At 68.6% G+C, this 21,552-nt stretch carries 19 protein-coding genes; 9 read left to right on the top strand and 10 right to left on the bottom strand.

The features are described from left to right. Positions 1 to 16: 16 nt before the first annotated feature. Positions 17 to 1,534 (bottom strand): glycoside hydrolase family 31 protein, encoded by a 1,518-nt coding sequence (locus tag Psi02_RS15275; protein ID WP_203974617.1) that lies wholly within the window; start codon positions 1,532 to 1,534, stop codon positions 17 to 19. Positions 1,535 to 1,694: 160 nt separating this feature from the next. Between Psi02_RS15275 and Psi02_RS15280 the strand changes: the two genes are divergently transcribed. The 4 genes from Psi02_RS15280 to Psi02_RS15295 are packed head-to-tail and all read left to right on the top strand — an operon-like array spanning position 1,695 to position 5,701. Further along, positions 1,695 to 2,528: a DeoR/GlpR family DNA-binding transcription regulator gene (locus Psi02_RS15280; RefSeq protein ID WP_203974618.1), complete on the top strand. Its 834-nt coding sequence runs from the start codon at positions 1,695 to 1,697 to the stop codon at positions 2,526 to 2,528. Next, a complete protein-coding gene (locus Psi02_RS15285) occupies positions 2,528 to 3,460 on the top strand; it encodes a carbohydrate ABC transporter permease (RefSeq protein ID WP_203974620.1) in 933 nt (310 codons plus the stop codon). Before Psi02_RS15280 ends, Psi02_RS15285 begins: the two co-directional genes overlap by 1 nt. Before the next feature lie 8 nt (positions 3,461 to 3,468). Continuing rightward, positions 3,469 to 4,344, top strand: a complete 876-nt coding sequence (locus tag Psi02_RS15290; RefSeq protein ID WP_203974622.1) for a carbohydrate ABC transporter permease — start codon at positions 3,469 to 3,471, stop codon at positions 4,342 to 4,344. 16 nt (positions 4,345 to 4,360) lie between these two features. Next, positions 4,361 to 5,701: an ABC transporter substrate-binding protein gene (locus Psi02_RS15295; RefSeq protein WP_203974623.1), complete on the top strand. Its 1,341-nt coding sequence runs from the start codon at positions 4,361 to 4,363 to the stop codon at positions 5,699 to 5,701. 39 nt (positions 5,702 to 5,740) lie between these two features. Here the strand turns inward: Psi02_RS15295 and Psi02_RS15300 are convergent, their stop codons facing one another. Beyond that, positions 5,741 to 6,568, bottom strand: a complete 828-nt coding sequence (locus Psi02_RS15300) for a hypothetical protein (protein WP_203974625.1) — start codon at positions 6,566 to 6,568, stop codon at positions 5,741 to 5,743. 44 nt (positions 6,569 to 6,612) lie between these two features. After that, positions 6,613 to 7,344, bottom strand: a complete 732-nt coding sequence (locus tag Psi02_RS15305; RefSeq protein WP_203974627.1) for an SDR family NAD(P)-dependent oxidoreductase — start codon at positions 7,342 to 7,344, stop codon at positions 6,613 to 6,615. Between the two features lie 167 nt (positions 7,345 to 7,511). Between Psi02_RS15305 and Psi02_RS15310 the strand changes: the two genes are divergently transcribed. Continuing rightward, on the top strand, positions 7,512 to 8,375 hold the full coding sequence (locus Psi02_RS15310; RefSeq protein ID WP_203974629.1) for an AraC family transcriptional regulator: 864 nt from the start codon (positions 7,512 to 7,514) through the stop codon (positions 8,373 to 8,375). Between the two features lie 63 nt (positions 8,376 to 8,438). On the opposite strand, the gene Psi02_RS15315 is transcribed toward Psi02_RS15310, so the two are convergent. The 7 genes from Psi02_RS15315 to Psi02_RS15345 form a co-directional block, all read right to left on the bottom strand. Then, complete coding sequence (locus Psi02_RS15315) at positions 8,439 to 10,604, bottom strand: alpha-galactosidase (protein ID WP_203974631.1); 2,166 nt, start codon at positions 10,602 to 10,604, stop codon at positions 8,439 to 8,441. Beyond that, positions 10,601 to 11,464 carry a carbohydrate ABC transporter permease gene (locus Psi02_RS15320; RefSeq protein WP_203974633.1) on the bottom strand — a complete coding sequence of 288 codons (864 nt, stop codon included), beginning with the start codon at positions 11,462 to 11,464 and terminating at the stop codon, positions 10,601 to 10,603. The genes Psi02_RS15315 and Psi02_RS15320 overlap by 4 nt, the downstream gene beginning before the upstream one ends. Then, positions 11,457 to 12,386 (bottom strand): carbohydrate ABC transporter permease, encoded by a 930-nt coding sequence (locus Psi02_RS15325; RefSeq protein ID WP_203974635.1) that lies wholly within the window; start codon positions 12,384 to 12,386, stop codon positions 11,457 to 11,459. Before Psi02_RS15325 ends, Psi02_RS15320 begins: the two co-directional genes overlap by 8 nt. Further along, positions 12,383 to 13,642 carry an ABC transporter substrate-binding protein gene (locus tag Psi02_RS15330; RefSeq protein ID WP_203974636.1) on the bottom strand — a complete coding sequence of 420 codons (1,260 nt, stop codon included), beginning with the start codon at positions 13,640 to 13,642 and terminating at the stop codon, positions 12,383 to 12,385. Before Psi02_RS15330 ends, Psi02_RS15325 begins: the two co-directional genes overlap by 4 nt. Positions 13,643 to 13,695: 53 nt before the next feature. Continuing rightward, a complete protein-coding gene (locus Psi02_RS15335) occupies positions 13,696 to 16,245 on the bottom strand; it encodes a glycoside hydrolase family 97 catalytic domain-containing protein (protein WP_203974638.1) in 2,550 nt (849 codons plus the stop codon). Between the two features lie 368 nt (positions 16,246 to 16,613). Then, positions 16,614 to 17,450, bottom strand: a complete 837-nt coding sequence (locus Psi02_RS15340; RefSeq protein ID WP_239094905.1) for a helix-turn-helix transcriptional regulator — start codon at positions 17,448 to 17,450, stop codon at positions 16,614 to 16,616. An 88-nt stretch (positions 17,451 to 17,538) separates the two neighbouring features. After that, positions 17,539 to 18,006: a MarR family winged helix-turn-helix transcriptional regulator gene (locus tag Psi02_RS15345; protein WP_203974643.1), complete on the bottom strand. Its 468-nt coding sequence runs from the start codon at positions 18,004 to 18,006 to the stop codon at positions 17,539 to 17,541. Between the two features lie 68 nt (positions 18,007 to 18,074). On the opposite strand from Psi02_RS15345, the gene Psi02_RS15350 reads away from it, so the two are divergent. The 4 genes from Psi02_RS15350 (at position 18,075) to Psi02_RS15365 (ending at position 21,509) form a co-directional block, all read left to right on the top strand. Next, positions 18,075 to 18,629 carry a carboxymuconolactone decarboxylase family protein gene (locus Psi02_RS15350; RefSeq protein ID WP_203974645.1) on the top strand — a complete coding sequence of 185 codons (555 nt, stop codon included), beginning with the start codon at positions 18,075 to 18,077 and terminating at the stop codon, positions 18,627 to 18,629. Between the two features lie 338 nt (positions 18,630 to 18,967). Further along, positions 18,968 to 19,321 carry a hypothetical protein gene (locus tag Psi02_RS15355; protein WP_203974647.1) on the top strand — a complete coding sequence of 118 codons (354 nt, stop codon included), beginning with the start codon at positions 18,968 to 18,970 and terminating at the stop codon, positions 19,319 to 19,321. A gap of 427 nt (positions 19,322 to 19,748) precedes the next feature. Next, positions 19,749 to 20,513 carry an SMI1/KNR4 family protein gene (locus tag Psi02_RS15360; RefSeq protein WP_239094906.1) on the top strand — a complete coding sequence of 255 codons (765 nt, stop codon included), beginning with the start codon at positions 19,749 to 19,751 and terminating at the stop codon, positions 20,511 to 20,513. A 573-nt stretch (positions 20,514 to 21,086) separates the two neighbouring features. Next, entirely contained in the window at positions 21,087 to 21,509 is a 423-nt protein-coding gene (locus tag Psi02_RS15365) for a hypothetical protein (protein ID WP_203974651.1), read from the top strand. Positions 21,510 to 21,552: the final 43 nt, after the last annotated feature.

Consider the following 21,552-nt stretch of genomic DNA (forward strand, 5'->3'; position numbering starts at 1 on the left):
GCGTGGTCGTGACCGGTCAGCCTTGGCGGCGGAACCAGGGCAGTCGTGACAGGGGCGCGCTGACGGTCACGACGTCGGGGCCGTGCAGGAGGGTGCCGTCATCGGCCTGCCACACGCCCGGCGGCAGCGCGACCTCGCGTGAGATGGCGCCCTTGACCAGGACCGGCGCCACCAGGAGGTCGGGACCGAGCAGGAACTGGTCGATGACCCGCTCGTAGCCCTGTCCGGGGAAGGCGAACTCCAGTGACCGCATGATCGGGTCGCCCGTACGGGACGAGTCCTTGGCCAGTGCGAGGATCTCCGGGCCGAACCGTTCGTGCAGGGTGGCGGCCGCCCTGCAGTGGTCCAGGTGCTCGGCGGGCAGCAACCGCCAGGGCGCGGCCGAGAACTGCATCATCGGGAACAGCGCGGAAGCCTGCGCGTAGCGGACGAAGAGCTCGGGGTCGAAGTCGGCGCTGCCGAACGACTGGTACTCGCCGCCGCCGATCATGTCGGGACAGGTGTACGCGTGCCCGGTGAGCGCCTGGGCAAGCGCGTTCGGGATGAGGCTGGCCAGCCCGTCGCGGCCGTCCCAGGCGTGGTGCTTGTCGCGCTGGCGCTGGGCCAGCGGCAGTCCCGCCGCGAGCCACGCGTCGCGGAACTCGTTGAGGGGGTACGGCAGGCCGAACCGGTTCCAGGCGATCGTGTACGCCTGGGGATCGGGGCATCCGAGGTCGGCGTAGAAGGCCGCCTCTCCGCCGTCGAACTTGAACCCGTCCACGCCGACGTCCTGGCGCAGCCGTCGCAGTTCTCCCGAGAGCCATCGGAGCGCCTCGGGCTTGAGCAGGTCGAGCGCCGCGCCGAACCCGTTCCACCACTCGCCGATCGCCGGCCGTCCGCGCCGGTCACGGATCAGCAGGCCGTCGTCGCGCAGCCTGCGGAAGACCTGCGAGTCGGGTGTGACGTAGGGCACCAGCCACAACATCACCTTGAAGCCCATCTCGTGCAACCGGGCCACCATCGCCGCCGGGTCGGGGAAGCGTCCGGTGTGGAAGGTCCACTGGCCGTACTCCTCGTGCCAGCGATCGTCGATCATCAAGATGCCGGGCGGGAACCCCTGGTCCAGCACGGCCTGGGCGTAGCCGAGCACGTTCTGCTGGGTCGGCTCGAAGAGGGTCTCGATCCACAGGTTGTACTGCGGCGCGGTGAACAGGAGCGGGTCGGGCATCCGTCCGTCCGGTGGGAAACGGTCCTCGGCCAGTTGCCGGTAGACCCCTGGCAGGTCGCCGTGGCCGCCGCCGACGATGATGCCGGCGGACACGTCCGCGCGCAGCAGCAACTCGCCTCCGGCCATCTCGATCGCGAACGGCCGATCGGACCAGATGTAGCGTCCCTTGCTGGACAGGAGCATCGGCATGCCCTGGTTGCCGCCCAGGTCGCGCAGGTCGGCACGGTAACCGTCGGTGAACGGCATCTCGATGCCGTCCGCCGCGGCGCCGCCCCACCAGTACTCGCCGTCCTCGATCGGCAGTCTGACCGTTGCCCCGAGTGTCACGTTCTCCCCTTCACGACGTCCGATGTCGCTCATGGTGCGGAACGCGGGCGAGCTTGTCAATGAGAAACAAACTCTTTCCAAACAGAAAGGATCTTGTGTGTCATAAGCGTTACAAATTGCCGATTGACAAGGTTTGGAAAGTGTTAGCACCATGGCGGCCATGGTTCCCGAGCCTGAAGGCGTCCCTACCGAAGGGCGCCGCGAACGCATCGCGGCCCTCGTGGCCGACCGCACTTTCGTCCGTATCGGCGATCTGGCCGACGCGTTCGGCATCTCCAGGGTCACCGTCCGTGCCGATCTCGATTTCCTGGAGAAGCAGGGCAGGCTCAAACGGGTCCGCGGTGGGGCACTCGCCGACGCGCGGCCCGGCGCACTGCCCGCCAGCCGGGCGGGCGGCCTCATCGAGTCCTCCTTCGAGGACGCGATGGACGCCTCCGCCACGGAGAAGACGCTCATCGGCCGGGCCGCCGCGCAGCTCATCACTTCGGGCGAGAGCGTGATCCTCGAGGCCGGCACCACCACGATGGCGGTGGCCAGGGCACTCGTCGAGCGCGCCGACCTGCGTGACGTGGTGATCTTCACCAACGGCCTGGCGATCGCGCTGGAGCTGGAACGGGCGATCCCCCGCTTCACCGTGATCGTCACCGGCGGCACCCTGCGCCCGCTGCAACATTCCCTGGTCAACCCGCTGGGAGTGGGCATGCTGGCCCAGATCAACGCCGACACCCTGTTCCTGGGCTGCAACGGAATCCATCCCCGGACGGGCTTCACCAACCTCAACCTTCCCGAGGCCGAACTCAAGCAGGCCATGATCCGCTCGGCGGGCCGCCGGATGTTCGTGGCCGACGGCTCCAAGGTGGGCCGCGTCGAACTGGCCCCCATCTGCCCGATCGACGAGGCGGATCTGCTGTTGACCGGCGCCTCCGCCGACGTCCAGGCGGTGGCCGAGTGCCGCGAGGCCGGCCTCGACGTCGAGATCTGCGAGGAGGCGTGATGGCCGCCACCCTCCTGGCGCGGCCACTCGGACGCCGTACGGCGCGGCGGTCCGGGTCGTCGTGGCAGCGTGGTCACGGCAGGATCGCACTGGTCTTCCTCGCACCCGCGCTGATCGGGTTCGCCGCCTTCTACCTGGTGCCGACCGTGCGTGGCCTGTGGTTCAGCTTCACCGACTACAACCTGCTGTCCGACCCGAAGGTCGTCGGGCTGGGCAACTACGGCGAGGTGCTGAGCGACCGGGTGTTCTGGAACGCGCTCAAGGTGACCGGCGTCTACGTCGTGTTCAACGTCGCCACCCAGACCGTTCTGGCCCTGGGCCTGGCCGTCCTGATGGAAAGACTGACGAGGTCGGTCATGATCAGGGCGATGGTGCTGCTGCCGTGGCTGGTGCCGAACGTCACGATCGCCCTGCTGTGGATGTGGCTGCTCGATGTCAACGTCGGCTTCGTCAACCACGTGATGGAGCAGATCGGGCTGTCCAAGCAGGGTTTCCTGTTCAGCCCCGACCAGAGCATCCTCACCATCGCCTCGATCAACACCTGGCGGCACGTCGGCTACACGGCGTTGTTGCTGTTCGCCGGCATGCAGCTCATCCCCAAGCACCTCTATGAGGCGGGCAGGATCGACGGCGCGGGCGAAGGGCGGATGTTCCGGCAGATCACTTTGCCGCTGCTGCGCCCGGTGCTCGCGCTGGTGCTCGTGGTCTCCCTGATCGGATCGTTCCAGATCTTCGACACCGTGGCGGTGACCACGGAGGGCGGGCCGGTCAACGCGTCCCGGGTCATCTACTACTACATCTACGAGAAGGCCTTCACCCAGTTCGAGTTCGGCTACGCCTCGGCGATGTCGGTCTTCCTCATCGTGTTCCTCGTCGCGCTGACCCTGCTGCAGATGCGGCTGTTGCGCGCCTCGACCTCAGATCTCGCCTAGGCGGAACCATGCGGAAAAACCCAGCCCGCCTGCTTGCCTGGGTGGGTCTCCTCGCAGCGCTCGCGATCACCCTGTTCCCCTTCTGGTGGATGCTCCGCACGGCGCTCACCGGCAACGCGAACCTGTTCAACGGCAGTTACTCGTTCCTTCCCGACGACCCGACGCCGATCAATTTCGAGCGGGTCCTCGGCCTGGCCTCCCCCGAGGAGGCGCGAGCCGCGGGCGGCACCGCGGCCAGCATGGACTTCTGGCTCTACCTGCGGAACTCGGTGCTGTTCGCCTTCGCCGTCGTCGCCGGTCAGGTCACCTTCAGCGCGATGGCCGCCTACGCCTTCGCCCGGCTGCGCTTCCGCGGGCGGGACGTGCTGTTCTACCTGTTCCTCAGCACGATGATGATCCCGCCGATCTTCACGGTCCTGCCCAACTTCGTGCTCATCAAGAGCCTCGGCGGCGTCAACACCTTCTGGGGGCTGGTCGCGCCGTACTTCTTCATGACGCCGTTCGCGGTGTTCTTCCTGCGTCAGTTCTTCCTCAGCGTGCCCGGCGAGATCGAGGAGGCGGCCGGGCTCGACGGCGCGAGCCGCTGGCGCATCTTCTGGCAGGTCGTCGTGCCGATGAACAGGGGCCCGCTGCTCACCCTGGCCGTCATCACCGCGGTGCAGACCTGGAACGAGTTCCTGTGGCCGCTGCTGATCGCCAAGCAGGAGAACGTCCGGGTGCTGACCACGGCCATGGCGATCTTCCAGCAGCAGACGCCCAACGCCACCCCCGACTGGGCGGGTCTCATGGCCGGCGCCACCCTCGCCGTCCTGCCCGTCCTCCTGCTGCTCATCCTCTTCGGCCGCCGACTGGTCGATTCGATCCGTTTCACCGGCATCAAGTAACCCCCCTGGAGAGACCATGAAGACCCCCCGCCGCACTCTGTTCGCGACCATGCTCACCCTCAGCACTCTCGCCGTCACCGCATGCGGCGGCGGCGGCTCGGGGACTCCCGCGGCCGACGAGAAGGTCACGCTCACCTACGCGTTGTGGGACGACAAGCAGCAACCCGCCTACCAGAAGTGCGCCGACGCCTTCCACGCCGCGAACCCCGGCATCGACATCACGATCACCCAGTCCGGCTGGGACCAGTACTGGACGGACCTGACCACCAAGCTGGCCGCGGGCGACGCGCCCGACGTGTTCACCGACCACCTGTCCCGCTATCCCGAGCTGGCCAAGAACAACCAGCTGCTGGACATCCAGCAGGACGTCGCGAACGACAAGCTCGATCTGTCGATCTACCAGAAGGGCCTGGCCGACCTCTGGGTGCGCGACGGCAAGAGGTACGGCCTGCCCAAGGACTGGGACACCATCGCGGTCGTCTACAACACCAAGCAGGTGGCGAAGGCCGGGATCGACCCCAAGGAGTTCGCCACCTGGACGTGGAACCCCACTGACGGCGGCGACTTCGAGAAGACGGTCGCCAAGCTCACCATCGACGGCCAGGGCCGCAACGGCCTGGACCCCGCGTTCGACAAGACCGACGTCAAGACCTACGGCCTGGCCCTGGAGACGGGAGGCGGCGCCTACGGCCAGGGCCAGTGGAGCCACTTCGCGGCCAGCGACGGCTTCGTCTTCACCGACAAGAACCCCTTCGGCTCCCGGTACAACTACGACGACCCCAAGCTGGCCGAGACGATCGACTGGTACGCCGGGCTGATCAAGAAGGGCTACATGCCGCCCTACGACCAGGCCGGCAAGCTCGGCGTCACCCCGATGATGGAGGCGGGCAAGGCCGCCATGGTCACCACGGGCTCCTGGACCATCTCCAGCTGGGGCGAGGACTTCGCCTTCGCGCCGCTCCCCATCGGCCCGCAGGGACGCAAGACGATGATCAACGGCCTGGCCGACTCGATCTACGCCGGCACCAAGCACAAGGACGAGGCCTGGAAGTGGGTCCGCTTCCTCGGCTCGGCCGAATGCCAGGACCTGATCGCCGACAGCGCGGCGGTCTTCCCCGCGATCACCAGCTCCGCCGACAAGGCCCTGGCCGCGCACAAGGCCGCAGGGCGTGACGTCAGCGCCTTCGTGGACGAGGCCGCCGACCCACAGGGCACCTTCCTCTACCCGATCACCGACAACGCCGCGAAGGTCGAGCAACTCGTCCTGGCCGCCTACGAGAGCGTCATGCTCGGCAAGGCCGACGCCCGCACGGCGCTGCCCGCCGTCAACACCGAGGTCAACAACCTCTTCCAGTGAACCGCCGGCCTGGACGTCCCTGACACCGCGGCGGACGGTTCACCCCTGGCCCAGCCGTTCCGCTGCCAGGACGAGCCGCCACGTCAGCTCGCCGGAGGCGGGGACCACCGCGGCGTCCCCCGGTCCCGCTTCGGCGAGGTCGAAGACCGCGCCCAGCATGGGCTCCACGCCGATGCTGCGGTACGGCGCGTGCGCGGGGAATCCCCCGAGGTTGCGCCACAGGGCGACGGAGACCGGGACTCCGGCGGGCGCCTCCACACGCAGGCTGAGCGTGTCGGGACCGTCGGTCACCCGTACGGCGCCGCACCGGAGCACAGCCCCCACCGCGGTGCCGTCTCGCGGGCCGAACCGGTCGAGCGGCAGGTCCAGGGGGGCGGGCCAGCGACCCTCGAGGTAGGGGGCGCCGGATGGCCACGGACGGCCGAGCATCGGCGCGGCCTCGGGGAAGACCCTCGCCGGGGTCGCGGGAGGAGCGATGAGCCGGGCGTCCTCACCGAGGTCGAGCAGGGCATGGGCGGCCCAGACGAACGGGTACCCGGGCTCGGCCGACAGGCGGTAGGACGCCACCACCGTCCCCGCCTCCTCGGCGACCGTGCGCCGCAACTCGAAGCCCTCGCCGCGTACGGAACTGTCGGCGGCGGAGCCGTCCCAGGGGCGGCTCCACACGTCGCCGTGGTCCGGCAGGCCGCGCACCGTGGGAAGGCACTCCTCCAGGCCGCCCACGTCGACGAAGTCCGCGCCGGGAGCCGCGGTCTCCCGGTCCGGATCGGGACGCGACCACAGCCACTCGCGTCCCCCGCCGGCGAGGGACGTCCATCTTCCGCCCCGCGCCAGATCGAAGCGGGGACGCAGCGGGATCGAAAACATCAGCTCTCCCATCAGGGCCTGCACGCCTGTCCTGAGAAACGCGGTCAGGCGGAGTCCTTGACCGCGCTCCATCCGCCGTCCACGACCAGGCACGCCCCGGTGACGTACGAGCTCTCCTCGCAGGCGAGGAAGGTGACCGCGGCCGCCACCTCGTCGGGCCGGCCGAAGCGCGCGGCCGCGGTGCCCGCCACGCTGCGCCGGCGGTCCTCCGCACCGATGCCGTCCCAGGCGGGAGTGAGGATCGGCCCGGGAAGCACGGTGTTGACCCGCACGTCGGGGCCGTACTCGACCGCGAGCTGGCGGCCGAGCGACACGAGGCCGCCCTTGGCGGCGGCGTAGGCGGGATGCCCGGGCAGGCCGAACGACGCGTGGACGGAGGAGCTCAGGACGACGGCGCCTCTGGCCTCCCGCAGGAGCCCGAGACAGGCGTTGACCGCCAGGTACGTCCCCTTGAGATTGACCGCGATCTGCCGGTCCCAGTCGTCCTCGGCCAGTTCGTGCGCGGGAGCCCGGACCACCATGCTGGCGTTGCTGTGGAGCACGTCCAGCCGTCCGAACTCGGCTTGCGCCGCCTCCGCGATCCGCCGCCAGGTCGCGGCGTCCGACACGTCGCCGGTCACCGTCAGCACGCCCGGCCTGTCGGAGCTCTGCGCGGCGACGTCCACCGCGATCACGCGCGCGTCCTCGACGAGGAACCGATCCACGACCGCGGCGCCGATGCCCGAGGCCGCACCGGTGATCACGGCGACCTTCCCGGACAGCAGTCCTCGTCCCATTCTCTCCACCTTGTCCCCGACGGTGAGTGATACGTCGAGCCGATCCCTTCAGGCCGGGATCAGCCCGGTTGTTCATCGCGACCAGTCAACACGCGCCGGCGGTCGCGGGGAATGTCCGATGATCGCGGTCACCTGGACGATCCGATGGTTCGTGCCATACTGAGCCCATGCCGATCCAGGAGGGGTTCCACAACCAGCGGCTGACCGTCGTGCCTCGCCGGGTCGTCGTCGAGGCGATCTCCCGCCCGGTGACGAGACGCCTCATGGTCACCGATACCGGCTACTACCCGAACGCCGCAGACCACCTGATGAGACGGCCGAGCGGCATCGAGGAGACCATCCTCATCCTGTGCACGGCCGGCACGGGGTGGGCGAATGTCGGGGGGACCCAGCATCGCGTCGGGGCCCACACGGCCTTGGTGATCCCCCACGGCATCCCCCACGCCTACGGCGCGTCCGCCGATAATCCCTGGACGATCTGGTGGTGCCACTTACGAGGCGCAGACCTGACGGAGCTCATCGAGGAGATCGGGGCGGGCGCGTCCAGACCCGTGGTCCCGATCGGCCGCCTCGATCGGGCGATCGCCTTGCTCGACGAGATCGTGACCATACTTGAACGGGATCATTCACCGGCGAGCCTGATGGGCGCGGCCGGCGTCGCGTGGAAACTCCTCACCCAGATCGTGGTCGACCGCACCATGCCGGTGCCCGGTGACCCCCTGCAGCGCGCGATGGCCTACCTGGCCGAACGGCTGGACAGGACCGTCCGGGTCGCCGACCTGGCGGCTCTGGTCGGCGTCTCCCCCTCCCACCTGAGCGCGCTGTTCCGCCGCGCCACCGGAGGCGGGGTGCTCGCGCACCACACGGCGCTCCGGATGGCGCAGGCGCGCAACCTCCTCGACACGACGGACGCGACCGTCGCGGCCATCGCCCGCGAGGTCGGCTACCCCGACCCCTTCTACTTCTCCCGTCACTTCAAGCGGATGCACGAGGCCAGTCCCACCGAGTACCGCAACCGCGCGAAGGGCTGAGCCGTACGGCCACCCCCTGTCACGACGCCGCGCGCACACGCGGTGCCGAGCCCGCTCTCCCCGTCACGACGCCGCCGGCACACTCACGACCCGGAGCAGCACCGACCGGTCGACGTCCAGTGACGGCGCCTCGATGCCGACGAGCCGGAGCGCACGCCCGGGAAGGGTCACCCCGTCGCGCTGCCACGGCGGGAGCACGGCGCCGGCCGCGGGCGCGGAGCCGGGATGGACGGCTTCGACGGTGTAGTGGCGCTCGTCGTCCAGGCCGGGCAGGCGGATGCGGCCCGGCGGCCACGTCGAGGGACGCTCGACGACGCTGAACGCGTAGAGCGCCTCACCGCGGTCGCGCGCCACGACGCCCTCCAGGCGGAACGCCGCGTCGGCGAGGTCGGCGTGGACCACGTCGCCCGAGTGCAGCAGCGCCCGGTGCTCCTTGTGGAAGGCGATCCACCGGGCGAGCGCCGCGTGGGTCTCGTCGTCGGCGGTGAGCAGGTTCACCTCGATGCCCAGGTGACCCCACAACGCCTTCTCCGCGCGGTAGTCGAGCGGATGCGTCCGGTGCGTCGTGTGCGACTCCTCGGCTCCGATGTGGGTGCCCTGCATCTCCGGGGGCACCAGCAACCCCGTCCAGCGCTGGATCTCCAGCCGCTCGTGCGGGTCGTTGCAGTCGCTGGGCCAGACCCGGTCGGCGAACTCGAGGACACCGAGGTCGACGCGTCCGCCGCCGCTGGCGCACGACTCGATCTCCAGCCCCGGGTGGGCGGCCTTGAGTTCCGCCATCAGCCGGTAGGCCTGCTCCACCTGCCTGCGCACACCGGGGCGGCCGTCGGGAGTGTGGCCGGCGTCGAGCAGATACCGGTTGTGGTCCCACTTGATGTAGTCGATGCCGAGCGACCCGACGAGGCCGCTGATCCGGTCGAACAGATGGGTGTACGCGTCGGGATGGCCGAGGTCGAGCACATGCTGGTGGCGGGAGGCGAGGCCGGGGCCGTGCCCGCCGTCGAAGATCCATTCCGGATGCTCGCGGGCCAGGTCGGAGTCGAGGTTGACCATCTCCGGCTCGAACCAGAGCCCGAAGTCCATGCCGAGTTCGCGGACCCGGGCGACGAGCGGTTCGAGGCCGCCGGGCCAGATGGCCGGGTCGACCGTCCAGTCGCCGAGCGAACTGGTGTCGTCGCGGCGGCCCTGGAACCATCCGTCGTCGAGCACGAACCGCTCGGCGCCGGCCTCCGCTCCTCGTTCGGCGAGCGCGGTGAGGGTGTCGAGGTCGTGGTGGAAATAGACGGCCTCCCACGTGTTCAGCACCACGGGCCGGGGCGAGCGGGGGTGCTGAGGCCGTGACCGCAGGTGGCGGTGGAACCGCGAGGCGAGGTCGTCGAGCCCGGCTCCCCACGAGCCGTACTGCCAGGGGCTCCGATACGACTCGCCCTGCCCGAGCACCACCTCGCCGGGAAGCAGCACCTCCCCCGCGGTGAGGTGCCTCGTGCCCGCCGGTGTCCGCTCGGCGGCGAGCACCTGGTTGCCGCTCCACGCGAGATGGGTCGCCCACACCAGGCCGTGCCGGAAGCCGAACCCGGCCTCCCCGGCGACGAGCAGCATCGTGTGCTCGAGTCCCGGCTTGCCTCCCCGCGAGGCCCTGACCCACTCCCCCACGTGGAACGGGCGTCGCTGCGGCACACGCTCCAGCGCCCAGCGGCCGGTCAGGTCGAGGATCTCCGACGCGTCCGACGGCACGGGGAGAGCCAGTTCGAGAGAGTCGATCCGGTACGGCGCCGCCGTGTCGTTCCTGACGGCGACCCGCTGGCGGACCAGCCCGCTCGCGGCGAGCACCTGGATCTCGAAGTCGGCGGCCAGGCCGTACTCCGGGTCGAGTGCCGTGCTGCGCAGCACGGGCCCGTCGTCGGCGTGGTCGACCTCGTGCGTCGCGTCCCGGAACTTGGGGGCCCAGCGGCGGCCGTCCGCGTCGCCGACGAGGCCCGGGCGCCCGAGCCAGCCCTCCGCCAGTTGCGGGAGCACCGGGACGGGCTGCGGATAGGTGACCGCGCTGTCGCCCACGGCGGGAAGCGCCGCCCGGTGCAGGTCCGCCAGGGCGTCGTCCCCGAGTGCGCCGAGGTCCGGCCCCCAGTGCAGGATGCGCGGGAGCCGGCCGCCGTCGACGGCGATGACGAGGCTGGTGCCGCCGGCGCGCAGGTGGATCGGTGTGGAGCCGTCGTTCACGTTTTCTTTCATCCCTTGAGTCCGCTGCTCGCGATGCCCGCGAAGAACTGCCGCTGCAGAACCAGGAAGACGATCACGAGAGGTATCGAGCACACGAGCGCACCCGCCATGAGGGTCGGGTAGTCCGTACCGAACTGTCCTTGCAGCCCCGCGAGGCCCACCGGCAGTGGCCGGTTCTCCCCCGAGGGGGAGACGATGAGCGGCCAGAGCAGGTCGTTCCATGAGTAGAGGCCGGTCAGCACGGCGAGCGCCGCGAGCATCGGCCGGGCCATCGGGAGCATGACGTACCAGAACACCTGGAAGGTGTTGGCGCCGTCGAGCCGGGCCGCCTCCTCGTAGTCCGCCGGCATCGTGAGGAACGCCTGCCGCATCAGGAAGGTGCCGAACGCCGAGAAGAGGCCGGGGATGGCGAGCGCCGGGAGGGTGTCCAGCAGCTTCATGTCGCGGATGATCTCGAACTGGCCGATCAGGAAGAGCTGGCTCGGGACCATCAGCATGACGATGAACAGGCCGAACAGCACACGGCTGCCGCGGAACGGGATGCGCGCGAACGCGTACCCCGCGAGCGCGGCCACCACGATCTGACCGGCGACCCGCAGGACGAGGGAACCGGCGGAGACCGCGAACATCGACCAGAACGGCACGGTCGAGAAGAACGTCTCGAACGAGTGCAGGCTGAAATCCGCAGGCAGGATCGTCGGCGGGATCCGGGTCACCTCGGCGGTCGTCTTGAAGACGGTGAGGAGCTGCCAGACGAACGGCACCACCATGAAGACGACCGCGACGATGAGGAACACGTGGATCGGCCAGGTGGTGCTCGGCTTCCCCCGCCGCCGGGAGCCTGACGTGCGGCGGACGGTGATCTCAGCCATAGAACACCCACGATCTCTGCAGACGGAACTGGACAGCCGTCGCGATCATGATGACCATGAGCAGCACGATCGCGATCGCGGCCCCGTAGCCCTGGTCGAACTGCACGAACGCCTTCTCGTAGAACAGGTACACGATCGTCTTGGAGTCGGTGAGGGCCGTGTTGTTCACCCCGCGCAGCATGATGAACAGCAGGTCGAACATCTGCAGGGCGGCGATCACGCTGAGGATCGTCACGAAGAAGATACTCGGGCTGAGCAGCGGCACGGTGATGTGGAAGAACTGCCGGACACGGCCGGCGCCGTCCAGGGAGGACGCCTCGTAGAGGGCCTTCGGGATGGCCTGCAGGCCGGCGCCGAGGATGATCAGGTTGATGCCGAGGCCCATCCAGATGCCGACCACGCCGAACGCGTAGATCGTGAAACGCGGATCCGCCACCCAGAACTGACCGTCGATCCCGAACCATGACAGCACGTAGTTGAGCAGCCCGAAGTCGCCGTTGTAGATGAACCGCCAGACCATGCCGATGGCGACGGGCAGGGTGACGACCGGCAGGAAGAAGAGCACCCGGTAGACCGCGCGGCCCCGGCCGACCTGCTCGATCAGCGCCGCGAGCACGACGGCCAGGGGGATGCCGAGCAGGATGATCACGGTGTAGAGCGCCGAGTTCCTGAACGCCTTCCAGAAGTCGCCGTCGCCGATGAGGGCGGTGTAGTTGTCCAGCCCGACGAAGGTGGCCGGCCCGAAGGCCGGCACGTCCTGGAAGCTCTTCATCAGTGTGGACAGGAACGGCCACACGTAGAGCGCGATCAGGCCGATCGTGGCGGGGGCGATGAACGCGAGCCCCCACCACCCGTTGGGCTTGCTGACGCCTGTGCGGCGGCCGGTCGGCCGCCGCACGGGCTTCGTCGCGACTGTCGTCATTGCTTGGCGAGCACCTGGTCGACGGCGTCCTGGTATTCCTTCGCCGCCTGCTCGACGGGCTTCTTGCCGTCCCAGGCCGGGCTCAGGAACTGCGGGGCCAGGCCCTGCCACTCGGACGCGTTGCCCGCGACCGGGAGCGGCACGCTGTAGTCGATGGCGTCGATGAACACCTGCAGGTGGAATTCGGGCATCGAGTCGAGCCACGGCTTCTGCGTGCCCTGGTAGGCGGGCAGCACCGTCCCGGTGGCCGCCTGGATCTCGGCCGCCTTGGTCCCGCCGAGGAAGGCGAGGAACTTCTTGAGCTCCTCAGGGTGCTTGCTCCCCGCGTACCCGGCGTTGCCGATGCCGCTGGTGACGGTGGCGCGCTTGACGCCCTGGGGCAGGGGCGCGACGTCGACCTTGTCCTTCAGGTCGGGGTTCTTGTAGAACCGCAGGGCCCAGTACGCGCCGGAGGTGTACATGGCGACCTTCTGGTTCTCGAACATCGAGACCGCCTCGGTGTCCGACAGCTGCTTCAGCGTCGGCGACTCGCCCGCCGCCTGCAGGTCGGTCCAGAACTTCAGACCGGCGATCCCCGCCGGGCTCGCGAAGTCGGACGCGGTACCCTCCGGGTTGATGATGCTGCCGCCGGCCTGCAGGATCGTGTTGTAGAAGCCGCCCTGCGCGTCGATCGGCGCGGCGATGCCGAACACGCCCTTCTTGGGGTCGGTCAGCTTCTTGGCCGCCTCCTGGACGTTCTGCCAGGTCCACGTGTCATCGGGGTACTTGACGCCCGCGGCGTCGAAGAGGGCCTTGTTGTACCAGAGGCCGTTGGTGTCGAAGTCCTTCGGCAGCGCGAAGACCTTGCCTTCGTAGGTGTAGGAGTCGGACACCGGCTTGGGGTAGACGTTCATGTCGATCTGGTTGGACTTGATGGTGTCCGTCAGGTCGAGCAGCTGGCCGCCCTTGGCGTACTCGCGGAAGTGGTCGGCCAGCATCCAGAACGCGTCCGGCGCGGTTCCGCCCGCGGCGCCGACCTGAAGCGTCGACCAGTATTCCGGCCACGGCAGGGTCTGCACCTTGATGGTGATGTTCGGGTTCGCCTTCTCGAACTCGGCCGCGATCTGCTTCATGGCGGGACTCTGGTCCTCGCTCCAGTTCGCGTACGTGAGGGTGACCTTCTCGTTTTTCGGCGTGTCCCCGGATCCGCCCGAGCAGGCGGTGAGGAGGCCGGCTGTCACGGCCATCGCCGTGGCGGCTATCCACTTGCGCTTCATGGTGTTCCTCTGATCGTGTTGCGTGCCGGTCGTGCGGGACCGGCACAGGGGGGTCATCCGCTGACGGATGGGACGTGAACCGTGGTGTCGACCCAGTCGACGTGAACGCCGGCGTCGTCAGGAGTCATGGCCTCGCTGCGCAGGCACAGGGTCCGTACGCCCCGGACTTCCAGGGAGAAGGCCGTGACGGGCTTGCCTGCCTCGACGACGGTGGTGAAGATCACGTTGTCGTCCGCGAGGACCGCGACTCCGGCGCGCCCGGCCGACTCGTCGTCGACGCCCACGGCGCCGGTGAAGATCTCGGCGCGCCCGCCGAGGTGGAAGAGCGCCTCGGAGTACGGCGCCGTGCCGAGGCCGCGTTCGAACTCCTGGTCCGCGACGCGCAGGGGTCGGCCGTCGCCGGGGTTTCCGGCGCCGTTCGACTGGTCGCGTTCGACGGGGCCGTCGTCGTTGACGAACGCGACCATCGGCAGGTCCGGCAGCGCGTGCTCGCCGGGGGTCAACGGGCGCACGACCCGGGCGTGCGCGACGACCGGGACCACGCCGTCGCCGTCCCGCTCGACCGTGACGACGCCGAGCCGCCCGGGCCGCAGCGAACGATCGGGCCGTACGGCCCAGCCGGTCTCTCCGGAGCGGTGGGCGGACCACCCCGCCGGCAGGCGCAGCCGGGCGTCCGCGTCGGTCGTCAGCGACGCGGTCCCGTCCGCTCCGACCTCGGCGACGGCCGGGTGCACGGCCGGCGCGGGAAGACGTGGGCGCGGCGCGGCCCGGAAGAGCATCGTGTCCGCCGGGGCCACGATCGCGACGAAGCCGCCGTCGCGGGCGACCTCGACGTCGATCGCGTCCGTCGCGCTCCTGGTCGTCTCCGCGAGTCCGGTCGCAGGCACCTCGGCGGACGCCGGCGCGGCGTCGCCGACGACCCAGACCTGGGCGTCGGGCCCCACCCGGAGAGCGTCGAACGGCACCCGGACGGTACGCGCGTCCCCTGTGGCGATACCGCCCACGAACCACCGGTCACCGGCTCGGCGGGCGATGACCGCGTGGGTGTCGGGGTCGCCCGCCAGCAGGATCGTCTCGTCCCAGACCGGCGCCAGTTCCGCGAGGAACCGGGCCGCGAGCGGACGTGAGGCGTAGGCGTCGACATGGTCGGCGAAGTGGGTGATCCCGGATTCGAACGCCACCGAGAGTCCGAGTTCGTGACCGTCGCTGGTCGTCCGGTTCGCGGCGCCGAACGCGACGGGCGTGGCGTCCATCGCCCCGACGACGTTGCGGGTGAAGGGCTGGATGACGTTGTGGGACGCGGTGAGCGCCTGGTTCTCGAAGAACACGTAGTATTCGGCCCCGCGGATCGCCTCGTACCCGATGACCTGGGGGAAGGTCCGCGCCCACCCGCGCGGGACGACCGATCCGTGGAAGTTCACCATGAGGCCGAGTCGTGCGGTCTCGGCGAGGATCGTGTCGTACCAGCGGTACCGGTCCTTCGACTCCGACTCCATGAAGTCGACCTTGATCCCGGCGACGCCCCAGGAGCGCCACAGCGCCAGCTTCCGGAGGTCCTCCGGGCTGTTGAGGTCACGCCAGATGGTCCACAGGTGCACCTGGATTCCCCGCCGGCTCGCGTAGGCGACGATCTCCGGTACCCAGGTCTCCTCCCATCCGCAGTCGATGAGCAGGTGCTCCCAGCCGAGGTCGGCGGCGACGTCGACGAAGTGCCGCTGCTTGTCCAGTTGCGCGCCCGAGTAGAAGTCCGACCACCACGACCAGGCCGCGCGGCCGGGCCGTACCCACTCGGCGTCCTCAAGCTCCGGCGCGGCGGCCGGCGCGAGCTCCTCGACGAACAGGGAGGACACGAGCTCGGGCAGCCCCCCGACGAGGAAGACGCGCCACGGCGTGACCACCCCGCGGGTGACCTCGACGGCGTCGTCGGCGAGCGTGAACCGCAACGTCCGGCTCCCGTCCCCGTCCGGCTCGCCCGCCTCGACGTGCGCGCCGGCGAAACGGCCGTCGATCCCCGATTCGGTGATCAGCAGGTGCGTCGCCGCGTCGAGCCGGGCGAGGAACGGGAAGCCGTACGCCCCGCCTGCCAGCTCGGCCGTGTCCGCGCCGAAGCGGGACGTCTCGTACCAGGTCTGGTAGTCGAGCACCCAGCTCCTCGACCCGGCGGGAAGCGTGACGGCGGTGCGGTCCGCCGTGACGCGGGCGGTCCCGTCGAGCACGGGCATCGCGTAGCGGATCGCGACGCCGTCGCGCGCCGTGCGCAGGATGACCTGCCATTCCACGCCGCCGGCCTCGCGGAAGGTGTGCACGCGCTCGTGGTGCTCGTAGCCGTGGTCGCCGGCGGCCTTGCCCGAGCGGAGGCTGATCCGATCGCGAACCGTGCGGTCCGAGACGTGCACGAGTTCCGCGTCGACGCCGAGCTCGGCGCCGTCGACGGTGAACCCGAGCGGCACCCGGTCAAGGACGATCGCGTCGTTCCAGGTGACGGTCAGCCGCACGCCCGTGCCCGCGTCTCGGACCAGGGCGCTCACCGCGCCCGCGCTCACCGCACCTGCGCTCACCTGGCCTGTGCTCCCCACGGGGAGGGGACGTACGTCGTCGCTCAACAGTTCTCCATCGGATGCCGCAGGGTTGTTCGGGGGGCGATGGCCCGCTATGTACGGGTGACGTTATAGGTCGTCTCGTCCTCGACCACATGGGCCTTCGTAGTTGCGGGATGGACAATCCGACGATTCCGGGGCCCGGCGCCGCGGGGGCGCGCAAGGCGGCCTGGACCCTCACATCCCGACGTCAGGAGAGTCGACCGTCGTGGTCGCCCCGGATGCGCCCTCGGTCAGGATGGTGTTTACGCCGGAACTCAGCGGAAGCCCGGCGGTCGCCGTCGCGGGGCGCCGACGGCCACCCGGACGGCGGACGAGATCCTCGGCCGTGTGGGGGTCGAGGCCGCTGTCAGGTGACCTCTATCGGCCGACCTTCATCGGGTGTCCTTCAGCGCTCCGGAGCGGAGTGATCGCCCCAGCCTGGCGAGTGCGCGCTCGGACGGACTGCCGGGCTCGGCCTGGAAGACGACGAGTTTCTGGCCGGGCGCGCCGTCGATGCTCAGCGCCTGGTAGGAGAGGGACAGCTCTCCGACATCGTGGAAATGGAAGCGAATGGCGTCGGGGGTTTTCGTCCGTACGTCATGGCGAGCCCACATCCGGCGGAAGTCCTCACTCGCCTGCGAGAGTTCCTCGACCAACTCGAGCAGGGCCCGGTCGCACCCCGTGCCCGCGGCGGCACGCAGATGGGCCACCACGGTATGGGCCTCGCCCTCCCAGTCCAGCCATATCTCGCGAACCGCGGGTTCCAGGAAGGTCAGCCGCATGATGTTGCCGCGATGCTCCAACCCGTCATAAAGAGCCTCGAACACCGAGTTCCGCACCAGGACGTCCAGAAGGCGGTTCACCACGAGGGCCGGCTTGTCGTGCCAGGTTTCCATGAGCCGCAGGATGTCCGGGTGAACCCGATCTTCCTGCTCGGGGGACGTGCCGTCGCCCGCCGTCAGGCGTGCGAGATCGTGGAGATGGCGGGCGGCCTCGGGACCGAGTTGGAGGACCCCCGCCAGGGCGCCGAGCACCTGATCCGAGGGGCGGCGCTCCCGGCCCTGCTCCAGGCGCGTGTAGTAGTCGATGCTGACACCGGCCAGCGTCGCCACCTCCTGGCGGCGCAGGCCGGGCGTCCTGCGACGATCACCGGCATGGCCCAGCCCCACCTGATCAGGAGTCGTGAGGTGGCGCCGAGCGCGGAGAAACTCACCCAGACGGCTACTCATGGCGTGCATAGTAAGAAATAGCAGGTCAAGGCCGTTTAAAGCGCCAATCCTAGGGACCGGACGCGCGCCGAAGCGGGGGACGAGACGCTCACGTTCCGAACCAGCTGACGGTATCGACGCGTAGCTCGGTGGAGCCTACGGCTGTCCGCAGTGCGTCTTCCAGATCGGCCAGGCGGTCGACGCCGAGGGCGGCCGCCCAGTCGGCACGCAGCTCATCGAAGATGATCGCGGATCGGCCGAGCGCGTCGACGCCGCGGGGAGTGAGACGGATGAGCTTGCGCCGCCCGTCCACCGGATCATCCACCCGTTCGACATATCCGAGTTCCTCGAGCCGATCGACGGTCTTGCCTGCGGCCTGCTTGGACACGCCGAGCCTGCGGCCCAGTTCCGTGGCCGACGCGCCGTCGAGGCCGACGGCCTGCATCGCGAACCCGTGCACCGGCCGCATGTCCGGGTGGCCCTGGCGGGCCAGCTCAGCGTGGAGCCGATCGATGAGCGCGCGGAAGCCCGCGAGCAGCAGCAGCGGCAACTCGAAGCCGGGACGGTCCTCAGTCATTGCACAACTCGACAACCTGGTTTACCATTTCGACAACCACGTTGCCTACTTTAGTGCGAGGAACCGTCATGACCTTCACCGACCACACGATCGAGTCGGCCCCGGCCGCCGCCCGCCGCTCCATGGAGGCCGTACTCGAGCACCAGGGATATCTGCCCTCGGCCGTTGGCCGTCTCGCCGGCTCACCCCAACTCCTCAACGGTTTCCTGCAGATCAGCGGCCTGTTCGAGACGACGACCCTGGAACCGATCACCCGCGAGGTCGTCATCATGACCATCGCGACGCGCAACGGCTGCCACCTGTGCGTCGCCATGCACTCGGCCAACCTCACCTCCCTGGGCGCCGACCCCGCCCTGATCGCCGCGTTGCGGGAACAGCGGTCGCTGGACGACGCCCGACTCGAAGCCATCCGGCTGTTCACCCTGGACGTGGTCGCCACCTCCGGAGCGGTCACCCCGGACACGTTGCGCTCGTTCTTTGAGCACGGCTACACCGAGCAGAACGCACTGGAGGTGGTCCTCGGCATCGGCGCCTACACCTTGTCCACGCTGGCCAATCGGATGACCGGCGCACCCGTCGACGAGGCCCTTCAGGCCTTCGCCTGGAGCGAGCACGCCGCCTGACCGAGCAGTTCAGCTCGAACCAGCGACAAACCCACCCAACGAGCGAAGCCGGTTCCAGAGAATGACCCACGGACCAAAGAATCGGGCATATCGCTCATATATGTACATTCAGAATGCGACATATACGACAATCTATATCATAATGATCAAGACTGACCTAAAGTAGTTAATAACCAGATAAGCAAGACCCAACATCCCGTGATCATCGTTTATCACCCTCTCAGCGCGGAAAATAAGACAAAGCAGGCATTGCCTATCAAAGGCGGCCTGACGGACATTTTCCACATCATTGGGAAAACGTCGCAGCGTAGAGAAATCAAACCTTTCACGGGGGAAAAATGCCCAACTTCAAGAGCCTCGTCGGGGTTCTCGCCATCAGCACCGCGCTGACCGGCGGGGCCGTCGCGCTCGGCACCGCGGTCACCACCAGTGCGGCGAACGCCAGCACTGTCATGGGTTGCGGCGGCGGCTGCGGAGGTGGCGGTTGCGGATGGGGCCGCGGGCACCGCAACCACAACCGCAACTTCAACCACCAGCGGCAGCACACCCGTCAGCGCCAGCACCAGAACCAGCACCTGCTGCGCGACTTCACGCTGATCGTGACGCCGTTCCAATCGAGCGACAACCAGGCCACTCCGTGGCAGAGGCAGACCACCGACTCGGCGGCCCGCCCGATGGCCGGCCTGAACTGACAATCGAAGCCATGAATGTGCCGTACCCGACCGTTTCCCGGAGGGCCGACCTGACGGCGAGCGCCGTCTAGTCCTCTCGGATCGGCCGGAAGCCGGCCGCCGACGATCAACGTTTTGCTTCGTCGGCGGCCGGCTTCTCGCGTCGGCGGCCTCACCCGAGGAATGACACGACCACAGCCACCCACTGCGGTCCGCCCCGGCACACCACCGCACATAGCGCCAGAGACCCGGCTGAGACGCCGGGCGCCGCCCCCCCCCCGTACGCCCCCGAAGAACCGAGCGATCAGGTTATTGCGTGGACTGGGTCCGTTAGCGGTCAGGAGCGCGCCTTGCCTGGCTAAGATCGCCGGCTATGACGACGATCGACAGGTTGGTACGCCTTGCGGCGCCCCCGAAGTCGCCGGTCGACGCGGGCGAGGACTGGGCCGTGGCCGAGGCGGAGTTGGGCCTGGAACTGCCTTCCGACTTCAAGGAGCTGGTCCGGCGGTACGGCGTCGGCAACTTCTGCGATTACCTTTTCACGCATCCGATGCGGTCTTTGATCGACTCCAACCTGGAACTGCTGGAGGCGAACCGGCTCGACCGGGTGGAGTACCCGAGTTGGTATCGGTATCCGCTCTATCCAGAACCGGGCGGGCTGCTGCTCTGGGGGGCGACCTCCAGCGGCGATCGGCTGTGCTGGCTCACGGGAGGCCATCCGGATTCCTGGCCGGTGGTGGTGTGGAATCCGCGCGATCCCGAGTTCCTCCCGCAGGACGTGGGCGTGGTCGAATTCATCGAGGCTGGAGTCAGCGGACGGACCGAGTTGTTCTTCGACGAAGACGAGGAGGACAAAACCGCGTGGTTCGAGCCTTACAGAGAACTGGCCGAGGTCTATGTCCGGCTGGCCGACGGCGAATTCACCTACCTTGATCGTCTTCGGATCTTGCGTGAGGCGCTGGCACCCACGGCCAACCGGGGAAGCGTGGAGACCCTGGACGGACACCGGCAAGATCACTTCGCCGCCACCGAGGCGCTGTGGAACGTGACCTACGAGACGATGTACGGCCACCAGATCCGGATCGCGTTCCCCCCCGACGACGAAGACAAGGTTCGTATCAAGATCATGGCTGCTGTCGAGTCCATGGGATGCCGGGTGCTGTCCGCGAGCCGCGCCGATGGAGCGCCGGTTTGGGTCGTCGGCACGACCTGACCTGGTACGACTAGCTCGCTCCGCCGCGACCAAGGCCACCGTCGCCGTCGTCAGCGGCCGGGTTTCTCGAATGGGCCCTGGTCGTCCAGGCTTCCCATGGTCAGGTTGACGGTGGTTCCCGTCATCCCGCTCGCGTTGCCGGACGCCATGAAGGGTCCTTTCCGGCCTTCGCTCACGAGGTGGGCACAGGTGCGACCGCCGCCGAGGCACGATTGCCGGACCCCCTTGCGGTCAGGCACCTCTCCTTGACCTCCAAACCCTCGACTGCGACGCGGAATCCGCCCCTCTCGAGATGCGATCCACAGATTGATAAATCCGGAATATCACCCATATTCGGATACGTGAAATGCGACATAAATGACATTTCATCGCAAGGTGCACCCTAGCGGCCCAACGTCGTCAATAAAGAGATAAGCAGGCTGCAAAAGCCGCCGATCATCGTTTGTCGCGCAGGCGACGAGGAAAACAAGACAATGCATGGATGATCCGCCAAGGATCACCTGAAAAACATTTTCCAGATTATTTGGAAAATGTCAGCGCATAGGGCACAAGTCCTTTCAAGGGGGAAATGAAATGCCCAACTTCAAGAGCCTCGTCGGCGTTCTCGCCATCAGCACCGCGCTGACCGGCGGAGCCGTCGCCCTCGGTGCCGCTGTCACCAGCAGCGCCGCGAACGCCACCACCGTCATGGGCTGCGGCGGCGGCGGCTGCGGCGGCGGTGGCTGGGGCCGGGGTCACCGGAACAGCAACCACAACTGGAGCCGCAACCAGGCGCGTCAGCACGAGCGCCAGCACCAGCACCAGCGCCAGTACCTGCTCCGCGACTTCACCCTGCTCGTGACGCCCTTCCAGAAGAGCGAGAACCAGGCCATCACGCAGCAGAAGCAGGACACCGACTCCAAGTCGAAGGCGGAGGCCGAGGACTACTACGGGGGGGCGCCCCGTCCGGTCGCCACGGTGACCGTCACGCAGGTTCCGCCCCTCCCGGCGGCGTGATCCTGTGATCGAGGCCTCCCCGGTGGGCTATCTACCGGGGAGA

The organism is Planotetraspora silvatica, assembly GCF_016863315.1.
Lineage (GTDB): Bacteria > Actinomycetota > Actinomycetes > Streptosporangiales > Streptosporangiaceae > Planotetraspora > Planotetraspora silvatica.